The following is a 20,384-nucleotide window of genomic DNA, read 5'->3' on the forward strand; positions in this document are numbered from 1 at the left end:
AGGTTTGATGAACTCCAGTCGTCCTTATCTGATCCGCGCGCTGTACCAGTGGATCGTCGACAACGATTGCACACCCCATCTGCTGGTAAACGCCGAATATCCTGGCGTTCAAGTGCCGAGCAAGTTCGTCAGCGATGGGCAGATCGTGCTCAACGTATCGCCCACTGCGGTGCGTGAATTGTCCCTCGATAACGATGCGGTCAGTTTCGAAGGCCGCTTTGGCGGCGTCGCCCACAGCCTGTTCGTACCGTCGCCCGCTGTACTGGCGATCTATGCCCGGGAAAATGGCCAGGGCATGGTGTTCGATCAGGAGCCGCCCCCCGTGCAGAACGACGTCGAAGAGGTCGAGGATGAGCAGACGCCGCCCGACGACGAACCGCCGCGGCCGAGTGGGCGCCCCAGCCTGAAGGTCGTCAAATAGGCGGCCGGTTCGCCAGTGGCCCCGAAATGCCGGTCTCGTGACCGGCATTTTTCGTTTCTAGAGTTTGGATGCGCTGCTTGCATGATGGCATTAAGTCACTTCGTGCAATCTGCCTGAGCCGTTACGCTTGAACTTGCAGTTTGCACGGCAATCATTATCTTTTTATCTGAATAAGTTGTTGTTTTGTAAGGGTTATTTATCATTCCAAAACCTGGCACAGCGCTTGCGATATTCAAGGGGAAGCCACAGCCCTGAAGTTGGATGTGGCGAACTTGAATGAAACAGGAGTGTTGCCCATGAAACAGCCAATCAATAAGTTCGCTTTTGCCGCTATCACTGCGACCGCCCTGAGCTTGTCCGTGGCGGGTACCGCTTTCGCCGATACCTACAACAGCACCCAGCCGACCATGCTGGCTGCCAACACCATGGACAAGGCTGAAGAAGCCGTTTCCGATACTTGGATCACCAGCAAGGTCAAATCGTCCTTCCTGGCTGACGACGGTCTCAGCGCTCTGGACATCAAGGTCGAGACCAACAAAGGCGTGGTTTCCCTGTCCGGCGTAGTGAAAACCGAAGCCGAGCGTGACCTGGCTGTTGCCAAAGCCAAGGAAATCAAAGGCGTTCAAGCGGTTTCCGCTGACGGCCTGAAAGCTGCCGACTGATCATGGGCCAGGGCAGGCCACCGCGGCCTGCCTCCTTCCTTGGAGAATGCATCATGAATTCCGACATCATCAAAGGTAAGTGGAAGCAACTCAGTGGCGATATGAAGGCGCGCTGGGGCAAGCTCACCAACGACGACGTGGATGTCGCCGAAGGCCATAGCGAATACCTGGCGGGTAAACTGCAGGAGCGCTACGGTTGGACCAAGGAAAAGGCCGAGGAAGAACTGCGCGATTTCAGCAGCAAGTACTGACTCGTTCTCGGCGTGATTGGAGAGCCCTGGCCTGTGCCGGGGCTTTCTGCTTTTCAGGGATGAAGTCGCAAGTGCTGCCCGCCGTTTCAAGTTCGCAGGGGCCAGGCCGATACCCTGAGCACATTCGCCAGGCACAGGGCGTCGCATGTCGACCATCACTTCCTCGGGCGCCAACTCGGCGCTACCGGCCAAGGCCGCGGCTACACGCACCATGGATGACGCCAGCGCGTCCGCCGCCAAAGCCGGCAGCGAGCCGGAGCAGCAGCCCTCGGTAACCGTCACCCTCAGCGAATATGCCCAGAAGCGTGCGAAAAGCATGCGCGATGCCTTTGGCAAGCTGCGCGAAATGCAGGCCAGGCAGGACGAATCGCGCAAGGACGCCGCGCGCCAGCGCCTGGAAGACATCAAGAAACGTATCGAGATGCTCAAGCAACTGGTCATGACACTTGGGCCGGCGGGCGCGAAAGGGGCGCTGCGCCAGCTCAAGCAATTGGCCCAGGAGCTCGGACAGGTCGCCTCCGTGCTCAAGGAGCCGTCCGGTGGCGGTACGTCCTCGGTCGGCGTAGCGCAGGTGTCGACTGCCGAAAGCCAGAGTGGAGGCGCGGGCGCTGCCGTTCAGGAGATGGCCACGGTGGATGCGGTGAGCGAGGCGGCGCCTATTGCCGAGGTCGAAGCCCCCGAGGTGAATGCCGAGGCTGCCGAACTGGCGGCCGGCGAAGAGGCCGAGCAGGGCGATGAGCCCGTGGCCAGCGAAAAGGAGGGCGAGCAACAGGCACAAGGCGCCCTCGGCCAGGCGCGCAATGAGCGCAACGAGCGGCAGCGGCGTGCCGATGCCGAAGAGCTGAAGAAGGTCGCCGCACAGCTCAAGCAACTGCTGGCCATGGTGCGCTCGCAGATCAGCGGCAAGCCGGACGAAGAAAGCAAGAAACTCATCGACGGCATCGACAAGCAACTGGCCGAGGTCGAGAAGGCCGCTGGCGAAATGACCGGCGGCGGGTTGTCCCTGAGCTCTTCGATTGGCGCGACGCTGTCGATCAGCGTCTAGCCGGCTCGGGTCGATGGCGGCTCAGGCGAGAATCGCCGCCAGCGCCGCGCGGTCGACGTTGGCACCGCTGAGTACCACGGCGGCGCGCTCGCCACGATTGATCTCCCGCTCCTGAATCAATGCCGCCAGGGCTGCCGCGCCGGCGCCTTCGGCCAGGTTGTGGGTGTCTTCGTGGTAGATGCGCATGGCCTGGCGAATCTCGTCGTCGTCGACCCGCACGATGCGCGCTGCGCCCGCGCGGATGATCTCCAGCGCTTCGGGCTGCGGCATGCGGCAGGCCATGCCATCGGCGATGGTGTCGGCGCTGTCGGTGCAGATGATCCGGCCGGCGGCGAAACTCTGCGCATAACCGTCGGCGGCAGCGCTGACCACGCCGATCACCTCGGTGTCCAGGCCCAGCAGGTCGCGGGTACGAATTACCCCGCAGATGCCCGAGCCCAGGCCGATCGGCACGTAGATGCGTTTGAGCGGCGGTGCGGCCTCGAACAGCTCCAGGGCGTAGGTGGCCACGCCGCGGATCAGGTCCGGGTGCAGCGACGGCACGAAATGCAGGCCATGCTGCACCGCCAGCTCGGCCGCATGGGCGCGGGCTGCGTCGAAGTCACAACCGTGCTCGACCATCTGGGCACCCAGCGCCGCCATGGCCGCGTTCTTTTCCCGGGCATTGCCCTTGGGCACCACGATGATGATCGGCAGCCCGGCCTTGCGGGCGGCCAGCGCCATGCTTTGCCCATGATTGCCACGGGTCGCCGAGATCAGCCCGCTAATGGCCGGATCGCGACGCAGCAGCTCGTCTACGTAGACCAGCCCGCCGCGCACCTTGAAGGCGCCGGTCGGCGTGTGGTTCTCGTGCTTGACCCACACTTCGCAACCCAGGCGCTCGGCCAGCAGCGGCCAGGCGAACTGAGGCGTTGCCGGAATGCTCGGGCGAATCAGGGTGACGGCTTGGCGCAGGGCGGCGAGGTCGAACATCGGGTGGTGCTCCGGGTGGGCTTTGACCAGATGCTACGGTTCGGGCATTGTATGGGTAAATATTTATATTGCATGGCAAGCAATGTGGCTACCTGACCTCCAGGGCAGTTCGCTGCCCACCTATCTGGCATTGGTCGAGGCGATTTCCGTCGCCATCGGCAAGGGCGAACTCAAGCCAGGCGAACGGCTGCCGCCGCAGCGGCGCCTGGCCTGGACGCTGGGCATCAACCCGAGCACGGTGATGCAGGCGTACCGCGAGGCGGCGCGTCGTCATCTGGTGTCCGGGGAGGTCGGCCGCGGTACCTACGTGTTGGCCGATAGCCACGAAGCCAGCCTGTTCCACCTCAAGCAACCGCGGCTACCGGCCGACGGCATCGACCTGTCGACCAACGTGCCGGTGCACGATGGCGGCAGCGACGACCTGTCGCACACCTTGCAGCGGCTGATCGCCGAGAGCCGCCTCGATGCCCTGCAGGCTTACGCGCCGGCCGAGCTCGAACAGCGCGGCCGGGTGGCCGTCAGCCAGTGGCTGCAGCAGCGCGGCCTGCATACGCCGCCGTCCCAGGTGGCGCTCTGTGCCGGGGCTCAGCAGGGCGTCTCGGCAGCGCTGCTGGCGCTATGCGAGGCGGGCGACCCGGTGCTCGCCGAAGCCTTCACCGCGCCCGGCATCAAGGCTGCTGCCCGGCAGTTGCGGCTGCCGCTGCACGGCGTGGCCATGGACGAGCGCGGCATTCTTCCCCAGGATCTCGACCGCCAGGTGCGCGCTACCGGAGCGCGGGTGCTGGTGCTTACTCCGTGCCTGCAGAACCCCACCGGCAGCAGCATGGATGGCGAACGCCGCCAGCGCATTGCCGAACTGGTGGAGCGCCATGGCCTGTGGCTTATCGAGGATGACGTCTACGGCGCTCTCGGCAGCCAGGCGCCGTTGGCCGCGGCGGTGCCGGCACGCAGCCTGTTGGTCAGCAGCCTGTCGAAAACCGTGGCGCCCGGCCTGCGCCTGGGGTTCATGCACGGGGCCCAGGCGCTGCTCAAGCGCATCGACCCGCAAGGCCACGCCACCAGTTGGGCGGTGTCACCGTTGTGCCTGGCGCTGGCTTGCGAATGGATCGAAGATGGCACCGCTGCTCGCAAACTGGCCTGGCAACGCGACGAACTGCAGCAGCGCTGGCGCCTGGCGAGCCGCGTGCTGGGCCCGCGCATGCCGCCTGGCCGTGAGGTGGCGCCGCACCTGTGGCTGCAGCCGCCGGACAGCGCCGCTCTGGTGGCGGCCTGCCGGGCCGCGGGCGTCGAGGTTGTGCCGGCGGACGTATTCGCGGTCGGCCCGGCCCAGGCCAGCGCCATTCGCATCAGCCTGGCCGCCGCGCGCAGCCGCTCTGAACTCAAGCAGGCGCTGGAGCACATCGCCGCCGCCTGGCCTGCTTGATCGAGCCACTTGCACCGGCGTTGTAATGCGTGTCAGCTATGAACCATGAACCCACGATAAGGAACCGTGCATGTCCCTTCCTACAGACGGCGCTTTTATCGTCGTCAACACAGCAGAAGAAGCCGTTGACCGCCTGGCCGCGCTGCACCAGCGCGCCACCGAGGGCCTGAGCCAGGCGCTCAAGCGCTACCTCAAGGACCGCGTGCGCCCCAATGCCGACGAGCAGGCGCTGTTCCGCTACCCCGAGCTGCGCCTGACCTACGATTGCCAGGGCGAAGTGCCGACCACCGTGCGCGCCTACGCCAAGGTACAGGTGCCCGGCACCTACAGCGTGACCATCACCCATCCGGCGGCCTTTCGTAAGTACCTGCTCGAGCAGCTGCAGCCGCTGATGGCCGACTTCACCCTGACCGTCGAAGTCGGCGTCAGCCAGCAGTACATTCCCTATCCCTACGTGGTGGAGCAGGGGGACGAGCTGGCCGGCTCCGGGGTGACCGCTGCCGAGCTGGCGCGGGTGTTCCCCAGCACCGACCTGTCGGCCGCCACCGATGGCACCGCCGATGGCCTGTACGACTGGGAAAACACCGACCCGCTGCCCCTGGCACTGTTCGACGCCGCCCGCGTGGATTTCTCCCTGCGCCGTCTGGTGCACTACACCGGCAGCGACTGGCGCCACGTGCAGCCGTGGATTCTGCTGACCAACTACCACCGCTATGTCGACCAGTTCATCCGCCATGGCCTGGACATGCTCAATGGCGACTCGCGCTTCGAGCGTATGGTGCTGCCGGGCAACGTGGTGATCTCGCGCGGCATGCCCGAAGGCGAAATGCAGGCGATCATCGAGACCGTGGTCTGGCATCGCTACCAGATGCCGGCCTATCACCTGCAGGCGCCGGACGGCGATGGCATTACCCTGGTCAACATCGGCGTCGGCCCGTCCAACGCCAAGAACATCACCGACCACCTGGCCGTGCTGCGCCCGCACTGCTGGCTGATGATCGGCCACTGCGGCGGCCTGCGTCAGTCGCAGACCATCGGCGACTACGTGCTGGCCCACGCCTACATGCGTCGCGACGGCATTCTCGACCGCGTGCTGCCGCCGCACATTCCGCTGCCAGCCCTGGCCGAGGTGCAACAGGCGCTGCAGGACGCCGCTGCCCAGGTTACCGGCGAGCGTGGCGACGACCTCAAGCGCCGGCTGCGCACCGGCACGGTGCTGACCTACGACGACCGCAACTGGGAGCTGCGCTGGGCTCAGGAGCGGCCGCTGATCAACCTGTCACGGGCGGTGGCGGTAGACATGGAAAGCGGCACCATCGCCGCACAGGGTTATCGCCTGCGCGTGCCGTACGGCACCCTGCTGTGCGTGTCGGACAAACCGCTACACAGCGAGATCAAGCTGCCGGGCGCGGCAGGGGCGTTCTACGAGCGGGCGGTGACCCAGCACCTGCACATCGGCATCGCCGCGCTGGATCTATTGCGTGGCCAGCTCAACTCGCTGCACTCGCGCAAACTGCGCAGCTTCGACGAGCCGCCGTTCCGCTGAGGTCATTGCGCTACGAACCTGGCGATGATTTTTCAGCCCATGTTCGCCGATTAGGCAGCTAAATGGCCGGAACGGACATCGGTGCAGTGCCTGTAGGAGCGGGCGGGGACGCCCAGTTCATGCCTGCGATTTTTCGCGCGCATGGCACGCTCCCACAGTGAATCGGCGAACGGCTGCTCCTGCTTTGTAGTTGCCTCTTCATGCGCATACAAGACTTTGAACAGGTTCTAAGAACTTGGTCCGTTTTTGTGGGAGCCGCGACCTCGCGGCGAATTAGTCAGGCACCGCCGATAGGCAGTCAGGCTGCAATCGTTTCGCCCCGAGGTCGGGGCTCCCACAGGTTGGTTTGAGTGGCTGCTCCTGCCTTGTAGCTGCAGCTGCAGCTGCCGCGTCATGCGCATGAAGATCGCGAACGGGTTTTAGGCGGGAGCCACCCCGGTCAATCCGGCGCGGCGTTTACTTGCGGGGTTTGCCGAACATCATCCGCCAGCGGTTGCGGTTGAGCAGGATGTAGCCAGTGAGCTGCATGCCCGCGGCGATCACCAGGCTGCGGGTCAGGTCCGGGTCAGCCGGGCGTGGGCCGCTGTAGATCTGGTAAAGGGCATACACGACACCGATCAGGCCGAGGATGAAGAACACCAGGCCGAGGATGGTCAGGCGGTGAAGCTTGCGTGGCAGCATGGCAGTAAATCGTCATGGATAACGGGGCGGCCAAACTAACCCGGAATCGGTGACGGCGCCAGCCATCTTGTCATTCTGAAATGCGCAGTGATGGGCTAGATTAGTGAGCAGGTATCGACGTGTTAGCTGAGTCCTCTCGAGGCGCCCATGCTGAAGAAAATCCCCACCCACGCCGTTCGCATCGGCATGTTCATCCAGGGCTTCGACGGCAACTGGCTGTCGCACCCGTTCTGGAAAAGCCGCTTCGTCATCGACGACGCCGAGGACCTGGCCCGCGTTCGCCAGAGCGGTGTGGCTGGCGTATGGATCGACACCAGCAAGGGGCTGGACGTCGCCAGCCAATCCGGCCCGGTGCCTGCAGCCATGGTGGCCGTGCCGGTTGCCGAGCCGCTGGTGCTTGCCACGGCGCCGGTGGCGCGCTGCAGCGTGCGCGATGAACTGCAGCGCGCCACCAAGCTGATCAATCGCTCCAAGAAGGCCGTTACCGAGCTGTTCCAGGAGGCGCGACTGGGCAATGCCATCAACGTCGAGGGCTGCATGCCGCTGGTCGCCGACATCAGCGAGTCGTTGGCGCGCAACAGCTCGGCGTTGCTCGGCCTGGCGCGGCTCAAGCACAAGGACGAATACACCTATATGCACTCGGTGGCCGTGTGCGCACTGATGCTGTCGCTGGCCCGGCAACTGGGGTTGGACGAGGAGCGCGCCCGGGAGGCAGGCCTGGCGGGGCTGCTGCACGACGTTGGCAAGATGGCCATGCCGCTGGAGGTGCTCAACAAGCCCGGCAGCCTCACCGATGCCGAGTTCGCCATCATGCGCAGCCACCCCGAGCGTGGCCACGCCATGCTGCTGGCAGCCGGTTCGCTGCCCGAGTCGGCACTGGACGTTTGCCTGCATCACCACGAGAAATACGATGGCAGCGGTTATCCCGGCCGCCTCGCCGGCGAGGCCATCAGCCTGCTGGCGCGCATGGGTGCGGTGTGTGACGTGTACGATGCCATCACTTCCAACCGGCCGTACAAGCAGGCCTGGAACCCGGCCGAGTCCCTGGCGCGCATGGCGCAATGGACCGGCCACTTCGATACCCACGTGTTCCACGCCCTGGTGCGCTCGGTGGGCATTTACCCGCTGGGCTCGCTGGTGCGGCTGGAGTCCGGCCGGCTTGGCGTGGTGGTCGACCTGTTGCCCGGCAAGCTGACCACGCCCGTGGTGCGGGTGTTCTTCTCGGCGAAGAGCAAGGCGGCGATCGCTCAGCAGGAGGTCGATCTGTCCAGGCCGGGCGTCAGTGATCGCATCGTCAGCCGCGAGGATCCGTCCGAGTGGGGGTTCAGTAACCTCGACGATTTCTGGCGCTAGTGAGCTCGCGGCAACTCCACGACGAACCGCGTACCGCTTCCCGCCCGCTCGCAGCGTACCTGACCGCCATGGGCCAGGGCGATGGCCCTGACCACCGCCAGGCCCAGGCCGCTGCCGCCGCTGTTGCGCGAGCGCGACGGCTCGCCGCGGCGGAAGGCCTCGAACACCTGGGTGGCCTGTTCGGCGTCGATGCCCGGGCCGTTATCCGTGACGCTGAGTCGGTAACTGTCAGCCACCACCCCAGCGTCGATGCGCAGCACACCGGGGTCGGCATGGCCCAAGGCATTTTCCAGCAGGGCGATCAGCGCCTGGCGCAGACGAAATTCGTCGCAGACCACGCAAGTTTGCTCATCGAGCTGCAACTGCACCTCGAAGCCGCGGGCCTGCAAACGGCCAGCGAAAGCCTGCACGGTGGTCGCGATGCCCTCGGCGGGGCAGGTAGTTGCGAGGTCGAGCTGCAGGTGGTCGCTGTCGCCCAGGCTCAGCACGCGCAGGTCCTCGATCAGCCGGCCAAGCCCTTCGACCTGACGCAGCAGCCCCTCGAAGGTTTCCGTACTGGGCGTGAACACGCCTTCGGCCAAGCCTTGCAGGCGCCCGCGCAGGATGGTCACCGGTGTGCGCAGCTCGTGGGCCACCGCGGCGTTCCAGAATTGCTGTTCGCGGGTCACGTTCTGCAGGCGCTCGGCCATGGCGTTGAAGTCGCGCACCAACTGGCCGGTTTCACCGAGCGCCCGGTCGTCCGGCGCAGCGCGAGCCTGCAGATTGCCTTGGGCGATTTCCCGCAGGCTGTGGGCCACCGAGTTGAGCGGGGTGAGAATGCGCCGCGACAGGCGGATGCCCACGTAGCCGGCAATGCACACCGCCGCCAGGAGGGTAACCACCATCCACAGCAGCTCGAGGCCCGAAGGCACCCAGGTTTCCGAGATGCTACCGGGCGCGATGGTCGAAGCCACGGCATAGAACGCGTAGCTGCCGATGATCGACAGCAGAATCACGCCTGCCGCCATGATGCTCAGCGACAGCAGAATCTGCCGACGCAGGCTTACCGCGCCACTCATGAGCCGCTCCCGAAGCGATAGCCGACGCCACGCACGCTGACCGGCGTGCCCTGGATGCGGAGGTGTTCCAGTTTGCGGCGCAGCTTGCTGATGTGGCTGTCCACGGTGCGCTCCTGGGTGTCGCCTTCGGGCAGGCAGCCGACCAGCAGCTCGGCGCGGCTGAACACCCGCTTGGGCGCGCGCATCAGGGTCACCAGGATCTTGAATTCGGTGAGGGTCAGATCGAGGGCGTGCTGCCGGTCTTCGATGATCACCGTGGCTTCGTGGTTATCCAGGTCGACCTGGAACTGGCCGACGCGCAACAACTTATTGCCCGCTGCGCCGGCGGTCTTGGCGCGGCGCAGCACGGCACTGACCCGAGCCACCACCTCGGCGGGGTTGAAGGGCTTGACCACATAGTCGTCTGCGCCGATGCGCAGGCCCATCAGCTTGTCGATGTCCTGATCCAGGGCGGTGAGCATGATCACCGGCGTGTCGCCACGGTGGCGGATCTCGGCCAGTACCTGCCAGCCATCCATGCGCGGCATCTGTACGTCGAGCAATACCAGGTCGGGCTTGAGCGCCTGGTGGAGGACCAGGGCCTCCTGACCGTCGCGAGCATGCACGGTGCGCAAGCCGCCGCGCTGCAAGTAAGCGGCGAGGATCTCGGCGATCTCGCTTTCGTCCTCGGCGATCAGGATCAGGGCGTCCTGGCGGGGCGCGGCGGTGGTTTCGGGTGGCGGCAACGTCATGAGCTTCACCTTTTTGGCTGTCTCCACATTATCTCCACAAAAGCTCGAATCAATCCCGATTGTTTGCAACGACACTCGCTTGCTGATGCTGCGCCACGTGCGCAGGACCAAGAATCATCTGGGAGGTCGGCACGGTTATGGGAAGTCAAAAAGGGCGGTACGTCATCGGGCTCAGCCTGTGCGCCCTGCTACTGGGCGGTTGCGACTCGGTGGAACAGGAGGCGCAACCGGTGCCCGTGCAGGTGTCGGTAATGACGCTGACGGCGCAGCCCCTGGATGTCAGCGAAGATCTGCCGGGGCGTGTCGCCGCCCTCAGAACCGCGGAAATTCGCCCGCAGGTCAGCGGCATCGTGCAGCACCGACTGTTCGAGCAGGGCGCCGACGTCAAGGCCGGCGCTGCGCTGTTCCAGATCGATGCGGCACCGTTCGGGGCCGAGGTACAAACCGCGGCGGCCGCCCTCAAACGCGCCCAGGCGGTGCTGGCGCGTGCGCGCATTCAGGCCGAGCGCCTGCAGCCGCTGGTCAGTGCCGAAGCGGTCAGCCAGCAGGTCTATGACGACGCCGTTTCCCAGCGCGAGCAGGCCGTTGCCGATGTGGCCCAGGCCGAAGCGGTGCTGGCGCGCAAGCGCCTGGACCTGAAGTTCGCCACCGTCAGCGCACCGATTGCCGGCCGCGTCGACCAGGCGCAGGTCTCCGAAGGCGCGCTGGTGGCGAGCAGCGATGCGACGCCGATGGCCACCGTCCAGCAGATCGACCAGGTGTATGTCGACGTGCGTGAGTCCGCCACCAGCCTGGAACGCTGGCGCAATGCCCTGGGCCCCAGCACCGACGGCGTGCCGGCCGAGGTGCTGGACAGCAGCGGCAAGGCCTACGGGCTGAGCGGAAAGATCCTGTTTTCCGGGATCAGCGTGGATGCCGGTACCGGCAACGTGCTGCTGCGTATTCAGGTCGATAACCACACCCGCCAGTTGTTGCCCGGCATGTACGTGCTGGCGCGGGTGCTACGGGCGCACTTCGCCGATGCCTTGAGTGTGCCGCAAGAAGCCGTGGTGCGCCGTGGCGGCCAGGCCAGCGTATGGGTGCTTGGCGAAGGCGAGCAAGTGCAGCGTGTGCCGGTCGAGCTGGGCGAACTGGTGGCGCGTCGCTACCGCATCGTCAGCGGCCTCAGCGCAGGCCAACGGGTGGTGATCGAAGGTCTCGATCGCCTCGCCGAGGGCGCGCCCGTCAAGGCGCGCTTGTGGCCAGCAGGCGAGCTGGCCGGCTCGTCTGCGCGCTGATCAGGAGAATTTCCCATGCCGCAATTCTTCATCAATCGCCCGGTGTTCGCCTGGGTGATCGCCCTGTTCATCGTGCTGGCCGGCGTCATCGCCATCCCGCAGTTGCCGATTGCCCGTTATCCGTCGGTGGCGCCGCCCTCGGTAACGTTGTACGCCAGCTACCCGGGCGCCACACCGCAGACCCTCGATGATTCGGTGGTCAGTCTGGTCGAGCGCGAGCTGTCCGGCGTCAAGAACCTGTTGTACTTCGAATCCTCGGTGGATACCTCGGGTACTGCGCAGATCACCGCCACCTTCAAGCCGGGCACTGACCCCGAGCTGGCTCAGGTGGACGTACAGAACCGCATCAAGGCGGTCGAGCCGCGCCTGCCCCAAGTGGTGCGCCAGAGCGGCCTGCAGGTGGAGTCCGCGGCGTCGGGCTTTCTGATGATGATCGGCATGACTTCACCGGATGGCCAGTTCGACGAGGTGGCGCTCAACGACTATCTGGCGCGCAACGTGGTGCCCGAACTGCGCCGCATCGACGGCGTTGGCCGCGTACAGCTGTTCGGCGCCGAGCAGGCGCTGCGCATCTGGGTCGACCCCAGCAAGCTGACCGCTTTCGGCCTGACCATGGGCGATCTGGCCCAGGCCATCGAGGGGCAGAACGCGCAGATCGCCCCGGGTCGGATCGGTGACGAGCCGGCGCTGCCGGGCCAGCGGCTGACCGTGCCGCTGACGGTGCAGGGCCAGTTGGAGACTCCGGAGCAGTTCGCCGCCGTGGTTCTGCGCGCCACCACTGATGGCGCGCGGGTGACCATTGGCGATGTGGCCCGGGTCGAACTCGGCGCGCAGTCCTACGGCTTTTCCAATCGCGAGAATGGTGTGTCGGCGACCAGCGCCGCGATCCAGCTGTCGCCCGGTGCCAACGCGGTGCGCACCGCGCAAGGAGTGCGCGATCGGCTGGCCGAACTGGCGGCAAGTATGCCCAGTGGCATGAGCTACTCGGTGCCGTTCGATACCGCGCCGTTCGTGAAGGTGTCCATCGAGAAAGTCGTCTACACCCTGCTCGAGGCCATGGTGCTGGTGTTTCTGGTTATGTTCCTGTTCCTGCAGAACATGCGCTACACGCTGATCCCGGCTATCGTCGCGCCCATCGCGCTGCTCGGCACCTTTGCGGTGATGTTGCTGGCAGGCTTTTCGATCAACTCGCTGACCATGTTCGGCATGGTGCTGGCCATCGGCATCATCGTCGATGACGCCATCGTGGTGGTCGAGAACGTCGAGCGGCTGATGGCCACCCGTGGCCTGTCGCCGCGCGAGGCGACCCTGCATGCGATGAAGGAAATCACCGGTGCGGTGATCGGCATCACCCTGGTGCTCACCGCGGTATTCATCCCCATGGCGTTCGGCAGCGGCTCGGTGGGGGTGATCTACCAGCAGTTCACCCTGTCGATGGCGGTGTCGATCCTGTTCTCGGCCTTTCTGGCGCTGACCCTGACACCGGCGCTATGCGCCACGCTGCTGCGCCCGGTAGGCGCCGGTCACCATGAGAAACGCGGTTTCTTCGGCGCCTTCAACCGTGGCTTCGAGCGCCTGACCGAGCGTTACACCGGGCGCATCACGCGGCTGGTCGGGCGTAGTGGGCGGATGATGGCGGTATTCGCACTGCTCTGCGGGGTACTGGCCATCGCTGCTCAGCAGTTGCCGTCGTCCTTTCTGCCCGAGGAGGATCAGGGCTATTTCATGACCTCCATCCAGCTGCCGACGGGGGCCACCAGCGAGCGAACGCTGGATGTGGTCAAGCGCTTCGAGGCCCATGTGGCCACGCGCTCGGCCCTGGACGCCAATATGGTGGTGCAGGGCTTCAGCTTCTCGGGTTCCGGCCCCAATGCAGCGATGGCCTTCACCATGCTCAAGGACTGGGACCAGCGCAATGGTGCCACCGCCGCCGAGGAGGCCGAGCTGGCCCAGGCGGCCATGGCCGACGGCGCCGAGGGCACGGTGATGAGCCTGATGCCGCCGGCCATCGACGAGCTGGGCACCTCCTCGGGCTTCACCCTGTTCCTGCAGGATCGCGGCAACCGTGGTGAAGCCGAGCTGTTGGCGGCCCAGGCGCAGCTGCTGGAGCTGGCCGGGCAGAGCAAGATCGTCAGTGATGTGTATCCCGATGGCCTGCCGCCAGGCGAGAGCATTCGCCTGAACATCGACCGCCAGAAGGCCGAGGCCATGGGCCTTTCGTTCTCGGCGGTGAGCAGCACGCTGTCCGCGGCCATGGGGTCGCTGTACGTCAACGACTTTCCCAATGCCGGGCGCATGCAGCAGGTGATCTTGCAGGCCGACGCCCCAGCACGCATGCAGCTCGACGATGTGCTCAATCTGCGCGTGCGCAACACCGGCGGCGGCATGGTGCCGCTGCGCGAAGTGGTGACGCCGGTGTGGAGCGAGTCACCGCAGCAGATGATGCGCTTCCAGGGCTTCCCGGCGGTACGCATCTCCGGCGGCGCGGCCCCCGGCGTTTCCAGCGGCGCGGCGATGGCCGAGATGGAGCGCCTGGTCGTTCAGTTGCCGCAAGGCTATGCGGTGGCCTGGACCGGCCAGTCGCTGCAGGAGCGCCAGTCGGCGGCTCAGGCACCGATGCTCATGGTGCTCTCGGGGTTGGTGGTGTTTCTGGTGCTGGCGGCGCTGTACGAGAGCTGGTCGATCCCGCTGTCGGTGATGCTGGTGGTGCCTCTCGGTCTGCTCGGCGCGGTGGCTGCGGTGATGCTACGGGGCTTGCCAAACGACGTGTTCTTCAAGGTGGGGATGATCACCATCATCGGCCTGTCGGCGAAGAACGCCATCCTGATCGTCGAGTTCGCCCGCCAACTGCACGCCGAGGGGCGCTCGCTGGTGGATGCCGCGGTGACCGCCGCGCGCCTGCGCCTGCGGCCGATCCTGATGACCTCGCTGGCCTTCACGCTGGGTGTGGTGCCGTTGATGCTCGCCGCCGGCGCCAGCGCCGAAACCCAGCACGCCATCGGCACCGGGGTATTCGGCGGCATGCTCAGCGGCACCTTGCTGGCGGTGTTCTTCGTGCCGTCGTTTTTCGTGTTCGTGATGGGGCTGCAGGAGCGCGTCCTGGGTTGGCGCGCACGGCGTGCCGCCGATGTGCCGCAGCCTGGTGAGGAGAAATGAGCATGCGTTGGTTGGTGATGATCGTTTTGCTCGGCAGCCTGTCGGCCTGTTCGATGGCGCCGGAGCTGGAGCGCCCGGCGCCGCCGGTGCCGGCTCGCTTTGCGGAGGTCGGTGCCGTGCAAGGCGGCATGGTGCCCGCTCATGAGATGGGCTGGCGCACGATGTTCGCCGACCCGCAGTTGCAACGGCTGATCGAGTTGGCCCTGGCGCACAATCGCGATCTGCGCCTGGCGGCGTTGAACGTCGATGCCACGCGGTCGATGTTCAATATCCAGCAGTCCACGCGCTTGCCGTCGGTGTCGCTGGATGCCAGCCACACTCGTGAACGGTCACTGGCGCAGGACAACAGCGGTGAATCGCGCCGAGAGGTGAGCAACCAGGTGGCGGTGAACGTTGGCGTAAGCGCATTCGAGCTGGATCTGTTCGGCCGCGTGCGCTCACTGTCCGATGCGGCGTTGGCCCGTTACCTGGCCAGCGAGCAGGGCCGCGACGCGGCGCACATTGCCCTGATCGGGGCGGTTGCCGACGCCTACTTCGCCCGCCAGCTGGCCGACGAGCAACGCCTGTTGGCCGAGCGCACCCTCAAGGATTGGCAGCAGTCCCTGAAGCTCGCGCGTCTGCTGCAGGACGCCAAGCAGAACGGTGGCCTGGATGTCGCCCAGGCCGAAGGCCAAGTGGCCAGTGCCGAGGCCGATCTGCAGGCGCGTCAGCGGGCGTCCGCCCTGGCGGGTAATGCGCTGCAGTTGCTGGTTGGCGAGGCACTGCCCGCTGACCTGCCGGCCGCTCGTATGCTCGAACGGCAGCCGCTGGTGGCGCTTTTGCCGGCTGGCCTGCGTGCGGACATGCTGCTGCTGCGCCCGGACATTCGCCAGGCCGAACAGACCCTCAGCGCCGCCAATGCCGATATCGGCGCAGCGCGGGCTGCGTTCTTTCCCCAGGTGTCGCTGACCGCCTCGTTCGGTTATGCCAGCACCTCGCTGGGCAGCCTGTTCGACCCGAGCCGCCAGGTGTGGCGCTTCACCCCGCAGATCTCCCAGCCATTGTTCCAGGCCGGGCGACTGCGCGCCGAGCTGCGCCTGGCAGAGGTGCGTAAATCCGAGGCGGTGGTTCAGTACGAGCGCGCCATCCAGATCGCCTTTCGCGAAGTGGCCGACGCACTGGCCGGCGTGGCCACCCTGGACGGGCAGATCGAGGCGCAGACCCGCGTGGTGGCAAGTGCACAACGCCGCGTGGCACTCTCGGCGCTGCGTTACGGGGCTGGGGTCGACGGCCGGCTGGAACTGCTCGATGCTCAACGCCAGCTCTACGGCGCCCAGCAGACATTGCTGGAACTGCGCCGTGATGCAGTCGTCAACAGCGTGGCCCTTTACAAGGCGCTCGGCGGTGGGTTGCGCGAGCGCACCATCATCACGGCGGCCAGCGGCACCGCCGACCCTGCTCATCGAGAACCCTAGTCATGTGGCGTGCCGTACCTACCCGTTGGTTGATCCTCGTCGCGGTGATGCTGGCCTTCATGCCGATCGTCATCGACATGACCATCCTGCACATCGCGGTGCCGTCGCTGACCCAGGCGCTCGGCGCTTCGAGCACCGAGATCCTGTGGATCATCGATATCTACCCACTGCTGATGGCCGGCTTGCTGGTGCCAATGGGCACCCTGGCCGACCGGATGGGCAACCGTCGCATCCTGCTGTGCGGCCTCTGCGTGTTCGGGCTGGCCTCGCTGCTGGCCGCGTTCGCGCCCACGCCGGCCCTGCTGATCGGCGCTCGGGTGCTGCTGGCGCTCGGCGGTGCGATGATCATGCCCTGCGTGCTGGGGATCATCCGCCGTACCTTCGAGGACGAGCGCGAACGAGCCATGGCCCTTGGCTTGTGGGGCACCGTCGGCGCCGCTGGGGCGGCAGTCGGCCCACTGATCGGTGGCGCGCTGCTCGAACATTTCTGGTGGGGCTCGGTGTTCCTGATCAACGTGCCGGTGATGGCGGTGGTGATTCCGGTGGCCTTCGCGTTGCTACCGCGCGTCGAGCAAACCACGCCGGGCAGGTGGGCCATCGGTCAGGCGCTGATCCTGATCGCCGGCATCATCGCCGTGGTCTACGGGATCAAGGCCGGCGTCGGCGGCACCCAGGCGCTGCCAATCGCGCTGTTGGTACTGATCGTGGGCCTGGCGTTGCTGGCGTTGTTCGCTCGCCAGCAACTGCGCTCGGCCGAGCCGATGCTCGACCTTTCGCTGTTCGCGCGGCCGGTGCTGCTGGCCGGGTTGATCATGGCGGTGGTCGCCATCGGTGCCCTAGCTGGCGTGGAGCTGACCCTGGCGATGGAGCTGCAGTACGTGCTCGACAAGTCGCCGCTGCAGGCGGGCATTTTCATGATTCCGATCATGACCGCGGCGGCGGTCGGTGGTCCGCTGGCCGGCTACCTGTCCAATCGCTTTGGCCTGCGCCTGGTGGCCAGCCTGTCGCTGGCGGCTTCCGCCGGGGCGCTGGGCTACGTGGCCTTCGCCGATTTGCATGAGCCGGGCCTGGGCGTACCGCTCATGCTCGCTGTGCTGGGGCTGGCACTGAGCATCGGCCTGACCGCTTCTTCGATCGCCATCATGGGCGCGGTGGAGGCCAGCAAGGGCGGCGCCGCGGGCGCTCTGGAGGCGACCGCCTACGAGTTGGGCACCGGGCTGGGAATCACTTTCTTTGGGGTGTTCATGGCCAGCGTTTACGGCCACACCATCGCTTTGCCGGCGCAGCTGGCGGCGCCGCTGGCCGAGCGGGCAGCACGCTCGATCGGTGACAGCTACCTGGTGGCAGCCGAGTTGCCGGCCGAGCAGGGCAGTGCGGTGATCGCGGCGGCCAAGGCGGCGTTCTCCAGTACCCATTCGGTGTTGCTGTGCACCGCGGCCGTGGTGGTCGGTGTGTTGGCCATTGTGGTGTTCAGGTTGTTCAGCGCGCAGCGCGGGCAAAGCGTCCACTAGCCTCTTTAGGAAAAGTATCTGCGCTGCGAGTCGTTTTATTCAGACCTGAAGGGCTGTTCGCGATCCTCTTGGGCGACATGAAAGAGGCTGCTGCAAGGCAGGAGCAGACACTCAAACCAACCTGTGGGAGCCCCGACCTCGGGGCGAAACGATTGCAGCCTGACTGCCTATTTCGGCGGTGCCTGAGCGATTCGCCGCGAGGTCGCGGCTCCCACAATGGATCGGATAACGGCCGCTCCCGCCACTTTGCAGCCACGTAGGGTGGATGACGCTCTTTTCATCCGCCGTTGCGATCACGAAGCGGTGGACGGATGACGCGTCGTCCACCCTACAAATGTCCGCTTCCGCCACTTTGCAGTCAAAGCGCCAAGTCCGAGCCTCGTGAACAGATTCTAAAAAGCGGGCCGCCATTGCGGCGGCCCGGCTCTTTGGCGAGCGGCGTCACCACACCGCGATATGGGAGTCCGCGCGGGGCTCGGTGCCGCCACACAATACGCCGGTTTGCGGGTCTCGCACGATGATCTGCCCGCGGCCGTAATCGGTGGAGTCGCAGGCCACGCTGACGTCGTGACCCAGGCGCGCCAGGGCGGCGGCCAGGTCGCGCGAGGCGGCCTGTTCGATGCCGACCTTCCTGTCGCCCATCCACTGCCAACGCGGTGCGTCGAGCGCCGCTTGCGGGTTGAGGCCGAAATCGACCAGGTTCATCACCATCTGCACATGGCCCTGGGGCTGCATGTAGCCGCCCATCACGCCGAACGGCGCGACCGCGTGGCCGTCCTTGCTGAGGAACCCGGGGATGATGGTGTGGAAGGTCTTCTTGCCGGCGGCCAGGGCATTGGCATGGTTGGCATCCAGGCTGAATTCCTGCCCACGGTTCTGCAGGGAAATACCCGTGTCCGGCACCACCACGCCGGAGCCGAAACCGTGGTAGTTGCTCTGGATGAACGACACCATGTTGCCTTCGCCATCGGCAGTGGCCAGGTACACGGTGCCGCTGGCGTGCGGGTCGCCGGCTTGCGGTTGCAAGGCGCGCTCGCCGATCAGCTCGCGGCGGCGCTCGGTGTAGCCGGGGCTGAGCAGATCGGCCACGGCGACGCGCATGTGCTCGGGGTCGGTGATGTGGTGCAGGCCGTCGCTGTAGGCCAGCTTCAGCGCTTCGATCTGACGGTGCCAGGTCTGCAGGCTGTCGCGGTGATCGAATTCGAAGCCTTGAAGAATCTGCAGGGTCATCAGGGCGACAAGACCCTGGCCGCTCGGCGGGATTTCCCACACGTCGTAGCCGCGGTAGTTGATGCCGATGGGCTCGACCCAGCGCGGCTTGTAGGCCTGCAGGTCAGCCAGGCGCAGGTAGCCGCCGGCGGCGCGCGAGGCCTGGTCGATACGCTCGGCGATCGCGCCTCGGTAGAAGCTCTCGCACTCGCTGTCGGCCAGTGCCTGCAGGGTGCGCGCCTGGGCTGGGTTGCGGAACAACTCACCGGCTTGCGGCGCGCGGCCATCGATCAGAAAGGTGTCGAACCAGCCTTGCAGTGCCGGCTCACGATGGGCGGAAAATTCGTCGAGGGCGACCTGCCACTGGTGGGCGACCACCGGCGACAGCGGAAAGCCATCGGCGGCCAGGCTGATCGCCGGCGCCAGCAATTCGGCGAACGGCAGCCGGCCGAAGCGCCGCGACAGTTCGGCCCAGGCCGAGGGGCAGCCGGGCACGGTGACCGGCGTCCAGCCGTAGGTGGGCATCTGTGCGTGGCCGGCGGCCTGCACGGCGTCGATGTTCAGCGCGGCGGGGGCGTGGCCGCTGGCGTCCAGGCCATGCAACTGGCCCTTGACCCAGACCAGGGCGAAGGCGTCGCCGCCGATGCCGCAGCCGGTGGGTTCGACCACCGTCAGGGCGGCGGCGGTGGCAATGGCTGCATCGATGGCGTTGCCGCCACGGCGCATGATGTCGATGCCGGCCTCGGCGGCCAGGGGTTGCGAAGCCGCGACCATGCCGCGCCGGGCGAACACGCTCTGGCGCTGCGAGGCATAGGGATAGCGGTGTGCGGAAAAACTCAGCATGCGGTTACCTCCGGCAATACGCGACTCAGGAATGCCCGCGTACGCGGGTGGCTGGGTGCGCTGAAAATCTGTTCGGGCGGGCCCTGTTCGATCAGTTCACCCTGGTCGAGTACTACCACGCGATCGGCCACTTCCCGGGCGAAGCCCATCTCGTGGGTGACCACCACCATGGTCATGCCCTGTTCGGCCAATTGTTTCATCACCTGCAGCACTTCGCCGACGGTTTCCGGGTCCAGGGCGCTGGTCGGCTCGTCGAACAGCATGGCCTGGGGCTTCATAGCCAGGGCGCGAGCGATGGCCACGCGCTGTTGCTGGCCACCGGAAAGCATCGACGGATAGTGGTCTGCCTTGTCGGCCAGACCGACCTGCTTGAGCAACTGGCGGGCGTGCTCGAGGGCCTCTGCCTTGCTGATGCCGAGCACCTGGATCGGCGCTTCGATGATGTTCTGCAGGGCGGTCATGTGCGGGAACAGGTTGAAGCGCTGGAACACCATGCCGATGCCGCGGCGCTGGCGGGCGATGTTGCGCTCGCTGTCGCGCACCAGCGAGCCGTCAGGGCGCTCGCGGTAGCCCATGGGCTGACCGTTGACGCGGATGCGCCCGCTTTCGATCTCCTCGAGCAGGTTGATGCAGCGGATGAAGGTGGTTTTACCCGAGCCCGAGGCGCCGATCAGCACCACCACTTCGCCACGCTTGACCTGCAGCGACACGCCCTTGAGGATCTGCAGGTCGCCGTAGGCCTTGTGAATGTCCAGCGCTTCGATGACCAGGTCCTGATTGCTGCTGTGCAT

The 20,384-nt window shown here is 66.0% G+C and carries 17 protein-coding genes; 11 read left to right on the forward strand and 6 right to left on the reverse strand.

Features of this window, described 5'->3' with window-relative positions:
• The first annotated feature begins 7 nt into the window (after positions 1 to 7).
• The 4 genes from BVH01_RS18155 (at position 8) to BVH01_RS18170 (ending at position 2,379) form a co-directional block, all read left to right on the forward strand.
• On the forward strand, positions 8 to 421 hold the full coding sequence (locus BVH01_RS18155) for a ClpXP protease specificity-enhancing factor (RefSeq protein ID WP_075931643.1): 414 nt from the start codon (positions 8 to 10) through the stop codon (positions 419 to 421).
• 296 nt (positions 422 to 717) lie between these two features.
• Positions 718 to 1,083, forward strand: a complete 366-nt coding sequence (locus BVH01_RS18160; RefSeq protein ID WP_075931644.1) for a BON domain-containing protein — start codon at positions 718 to 720, stop codon at positions 1,081 to 1,083.
• Positions 1,084 to 1,136: 53 nt separating this feature from the next.
• Positions 1,137 to 1,334, forward strand: coding sequence for a CsbD family protein (locus BVH01_RS18165; RefSeq protein WP_075931645.1), 198 nt, complete (start codon positions 1,137 to 1,139; stop codon positions 1,332 to 1,334).
• Between the two features lie 145 nt (positions 1,335 to 1,479).
• Positions 1,480 to 2,379, forward strand: a complete 900-nt coding sequence (locus tag BVH01_RS18170; RefSeq protein ID WP_075931646.1) for a hypothetical protein — start codon at positions 1,480 to 1,482, stop codon at positions 2,377 to 2,379.
• Positions 2,380 to 2,400: 21 nt separating this feature from the next.
• On the opposite strand, the gene BVH01_RS18175 is transcribed toward BVH01_RS18170, so the two are convergent.
• Positions 2,401 to 3,351, reverse strand: a complete 951-nt coding sequence (locus BVH01_RS18175) for a threonine dehydratase (RefSeq protein ID WP_075931647.1) — start codon at positions 3,349 to 3,351, stop codon at positions 2,401 to 2,403.
• An 82-nt stretch (positions 3,352 to 3,433) separates the two neighbouring features.
• On the opposite strand from BVH01_RS18175, the gene BVH01_RS18180 reads away from it, so the two are divergent.
• On the forward strand, positions 3,434 to 4,774 hold the full coding sequence (locus tag BVH01_RS18180; protein ID WP_075931648.1) for a PLP-dependent aminotransferase family protein: 1,341 nt from the start codon (positions 3,434 to 3,436) through the stop codon (positions 4,772 to 4,774).
• A 70-nt stretch (positions 4,775 to 4,844) separates the two neighbouring features.
• Positions 4,845 to 6,320 carry an AMP nucleosidase gene (gene amn / locus BVH01_RS18185; RefSeq protein WP_075931649.1) on the forward strand — a complete coding sequence of 492 codons (1,476 nt, stop codon included), beginning with the start codon at positions 4,845 to 4,847 and terminating at the stop codon, positions 6,318 to 6,320.
• Between the two features lie 456 nt (positions 6,321 to 6,776).
• Here amn and BVH01_RS18190 read toward each other — a convergent pair whose 3' ends face one another.
• Complete coding sequence (locus tag BVH01_RS18190; protein WP_075931650.1) at positions 6,777 to 7,001, reverse strand: hypothetical protein; 225 nt, start codon at positions 6,999 to 7,001, stop codon at positions 6,777 to 6,779.
• A 147-nt stretch (positions 7,002 to 7,148) separates the two neighbouring features.
• Here BVH01_RS18190 and BVH01_RS18195 point away from each other — a divergent pair, with 147 nt between their 5' ends.
• Entirely contained in the window at positions 7,149 to 8,354 is a 1,206-nt protein-coding gene (locus BVH01_RS18195; RefSeq protein WP_075931651.1) for an HD-GYP domain-containing protein, read from the forward strand.
• Here BVH01_RS18195 and BVH01_RS18200 read toward each other — a convergent pair.
• Both BVH01_RS18200 and BVH01_RS18205 read right to left on the reverse strand, forming a co-directional pair.
• Entirely contained in the window at positions 8,351 to 9,412 is a 1,062-nt protein-coding gene (locus BVH01_RS18200) for an ATP-binding protein (RefSeq protein WP_075931652.1), read from the reverse strand. The two genes, BVH01_RS18195 and BVH01_RS18200, sit on opposite strands and share 4 nt — an antisense overlap.
• Positions 9,409 to 10,143 (reverse strand): response regulator, encoded by a 735-nt coding sequence (locus tag BVH01_RS18205; protein ID WP_075931687.1) that lies wholly within the window; start codon positions 10,141 to 10,143, stop codon positions 9,409 to 9,411. The genes BVH01_RS18200 and BVH01_RS18205 overlap by 4 nt, the downstream gene beginning before the upstream one ends.
• Before the next feature lie 137 nt (positions 10,144 to 10,280).
• Between BVH01_RS18205 and BVH01_RS18210 the strand changes: the two genes are divergently transcribed.
• From BVH01_RS18210 to BVH01_RS18225, 4 genes are read left to right on the forward strand one after another with little or no spacing between them, the layout of a single operon-like run.
• The gene (locus tag BVH01_RS18210) at positions 10,281 to 11,420 is read left to right on the forward strand and encodes an efflux RND transporter periplasmic adaptor subunit (protein WP_075931653.1); all 1,140 of its coding nucleotides are present in this window, start codon (positions 10,281 to 10,283) and stop codon (positions 11,418 to 11,420) included.
• A gap of 15 nt (positions 11,421 to 11,435) precedes the next feature.
• Positions 11,436 to 14,576 carry an efflux RND transporter permease subunit gene (locus tag BVH01_RS18215; protein ID WP_075931654.1) on the forward strand — a complete coding sequence of 1,047 codons (3,141 nt, stop codon included), beginning with the start codon at positions 11,436 to 11,438 and terminating at the stop codon, positions 14,574 to 14,576.
• A 2-nt stretch (positions 14,577 to 14,578) separates the two neighbouring features.
• A complete protein-coding gene (locus BVH01_RS18220; protein WP_075931655.1) occupies positions 14,579 to 16,030 on the forward strand; it encodes an efflux transporter outer membrane subunit in 1,452 nt (483 codons plus the stop codon).
• A gap of 2 nt (positions 16,031 to 16,032) precedes the next feature.
• Positions 16,033 to 17,541, forward strand: a complete 1,509-nt coding sequence (locus BVH01_RS18225) for an MFS transporter (RefSeq protein WP_075931656.1) — start codon at positions 16,033 to 16,035, stop codon at positions 17,539 to 17,541.
• A 441-nt stretch (positions 17,542 to 17,982) separates the two neighbouring features.
• On the opposite strand, the gene BVH01_RS18230 is transcribed toward BVH01_RS18225, so the two are convergent.
• The gene (locus BVH01_RS18230) at positions 17,983 to 19,593 is read right to left on the reverse strand and encodes a gamma-glutamyltransferase family protein (protein ID WP_075931657.1); all 1,611 of its coding nucleotides are present in this window, start codon (positions 19,591 to 19,593) and stop codon (positions 17,983 to 17,985) included.
• The gene (locus BVH01_RS18235; RefSeq protein WP_075931658.1) at positions 19,587 to 20,384 is read right to left on the reverse strand and encodes an amino acid ABC transporter ATP-binding protein; all 798 of its coding nucleotides are present in this window, start codon (positions 20,382 to 20,384) and stop codon (positions 19,587 to 19,589) included. The genes BVH01_RS18230 and BVH01_RS18235 overlap by 7 nt, the downstream gene beginning before the upstream one ends.

Source organism: Pseudomonas sp. PA1(2017), assembly GCF_001945375.1.
Taxonomy (GTDB): domain Bacteria; phylum Pseudomonadota; class Gammaproteobacteria; order Pseudomonadales; family Pseudomonadaceae; genus Aquipseudomonas.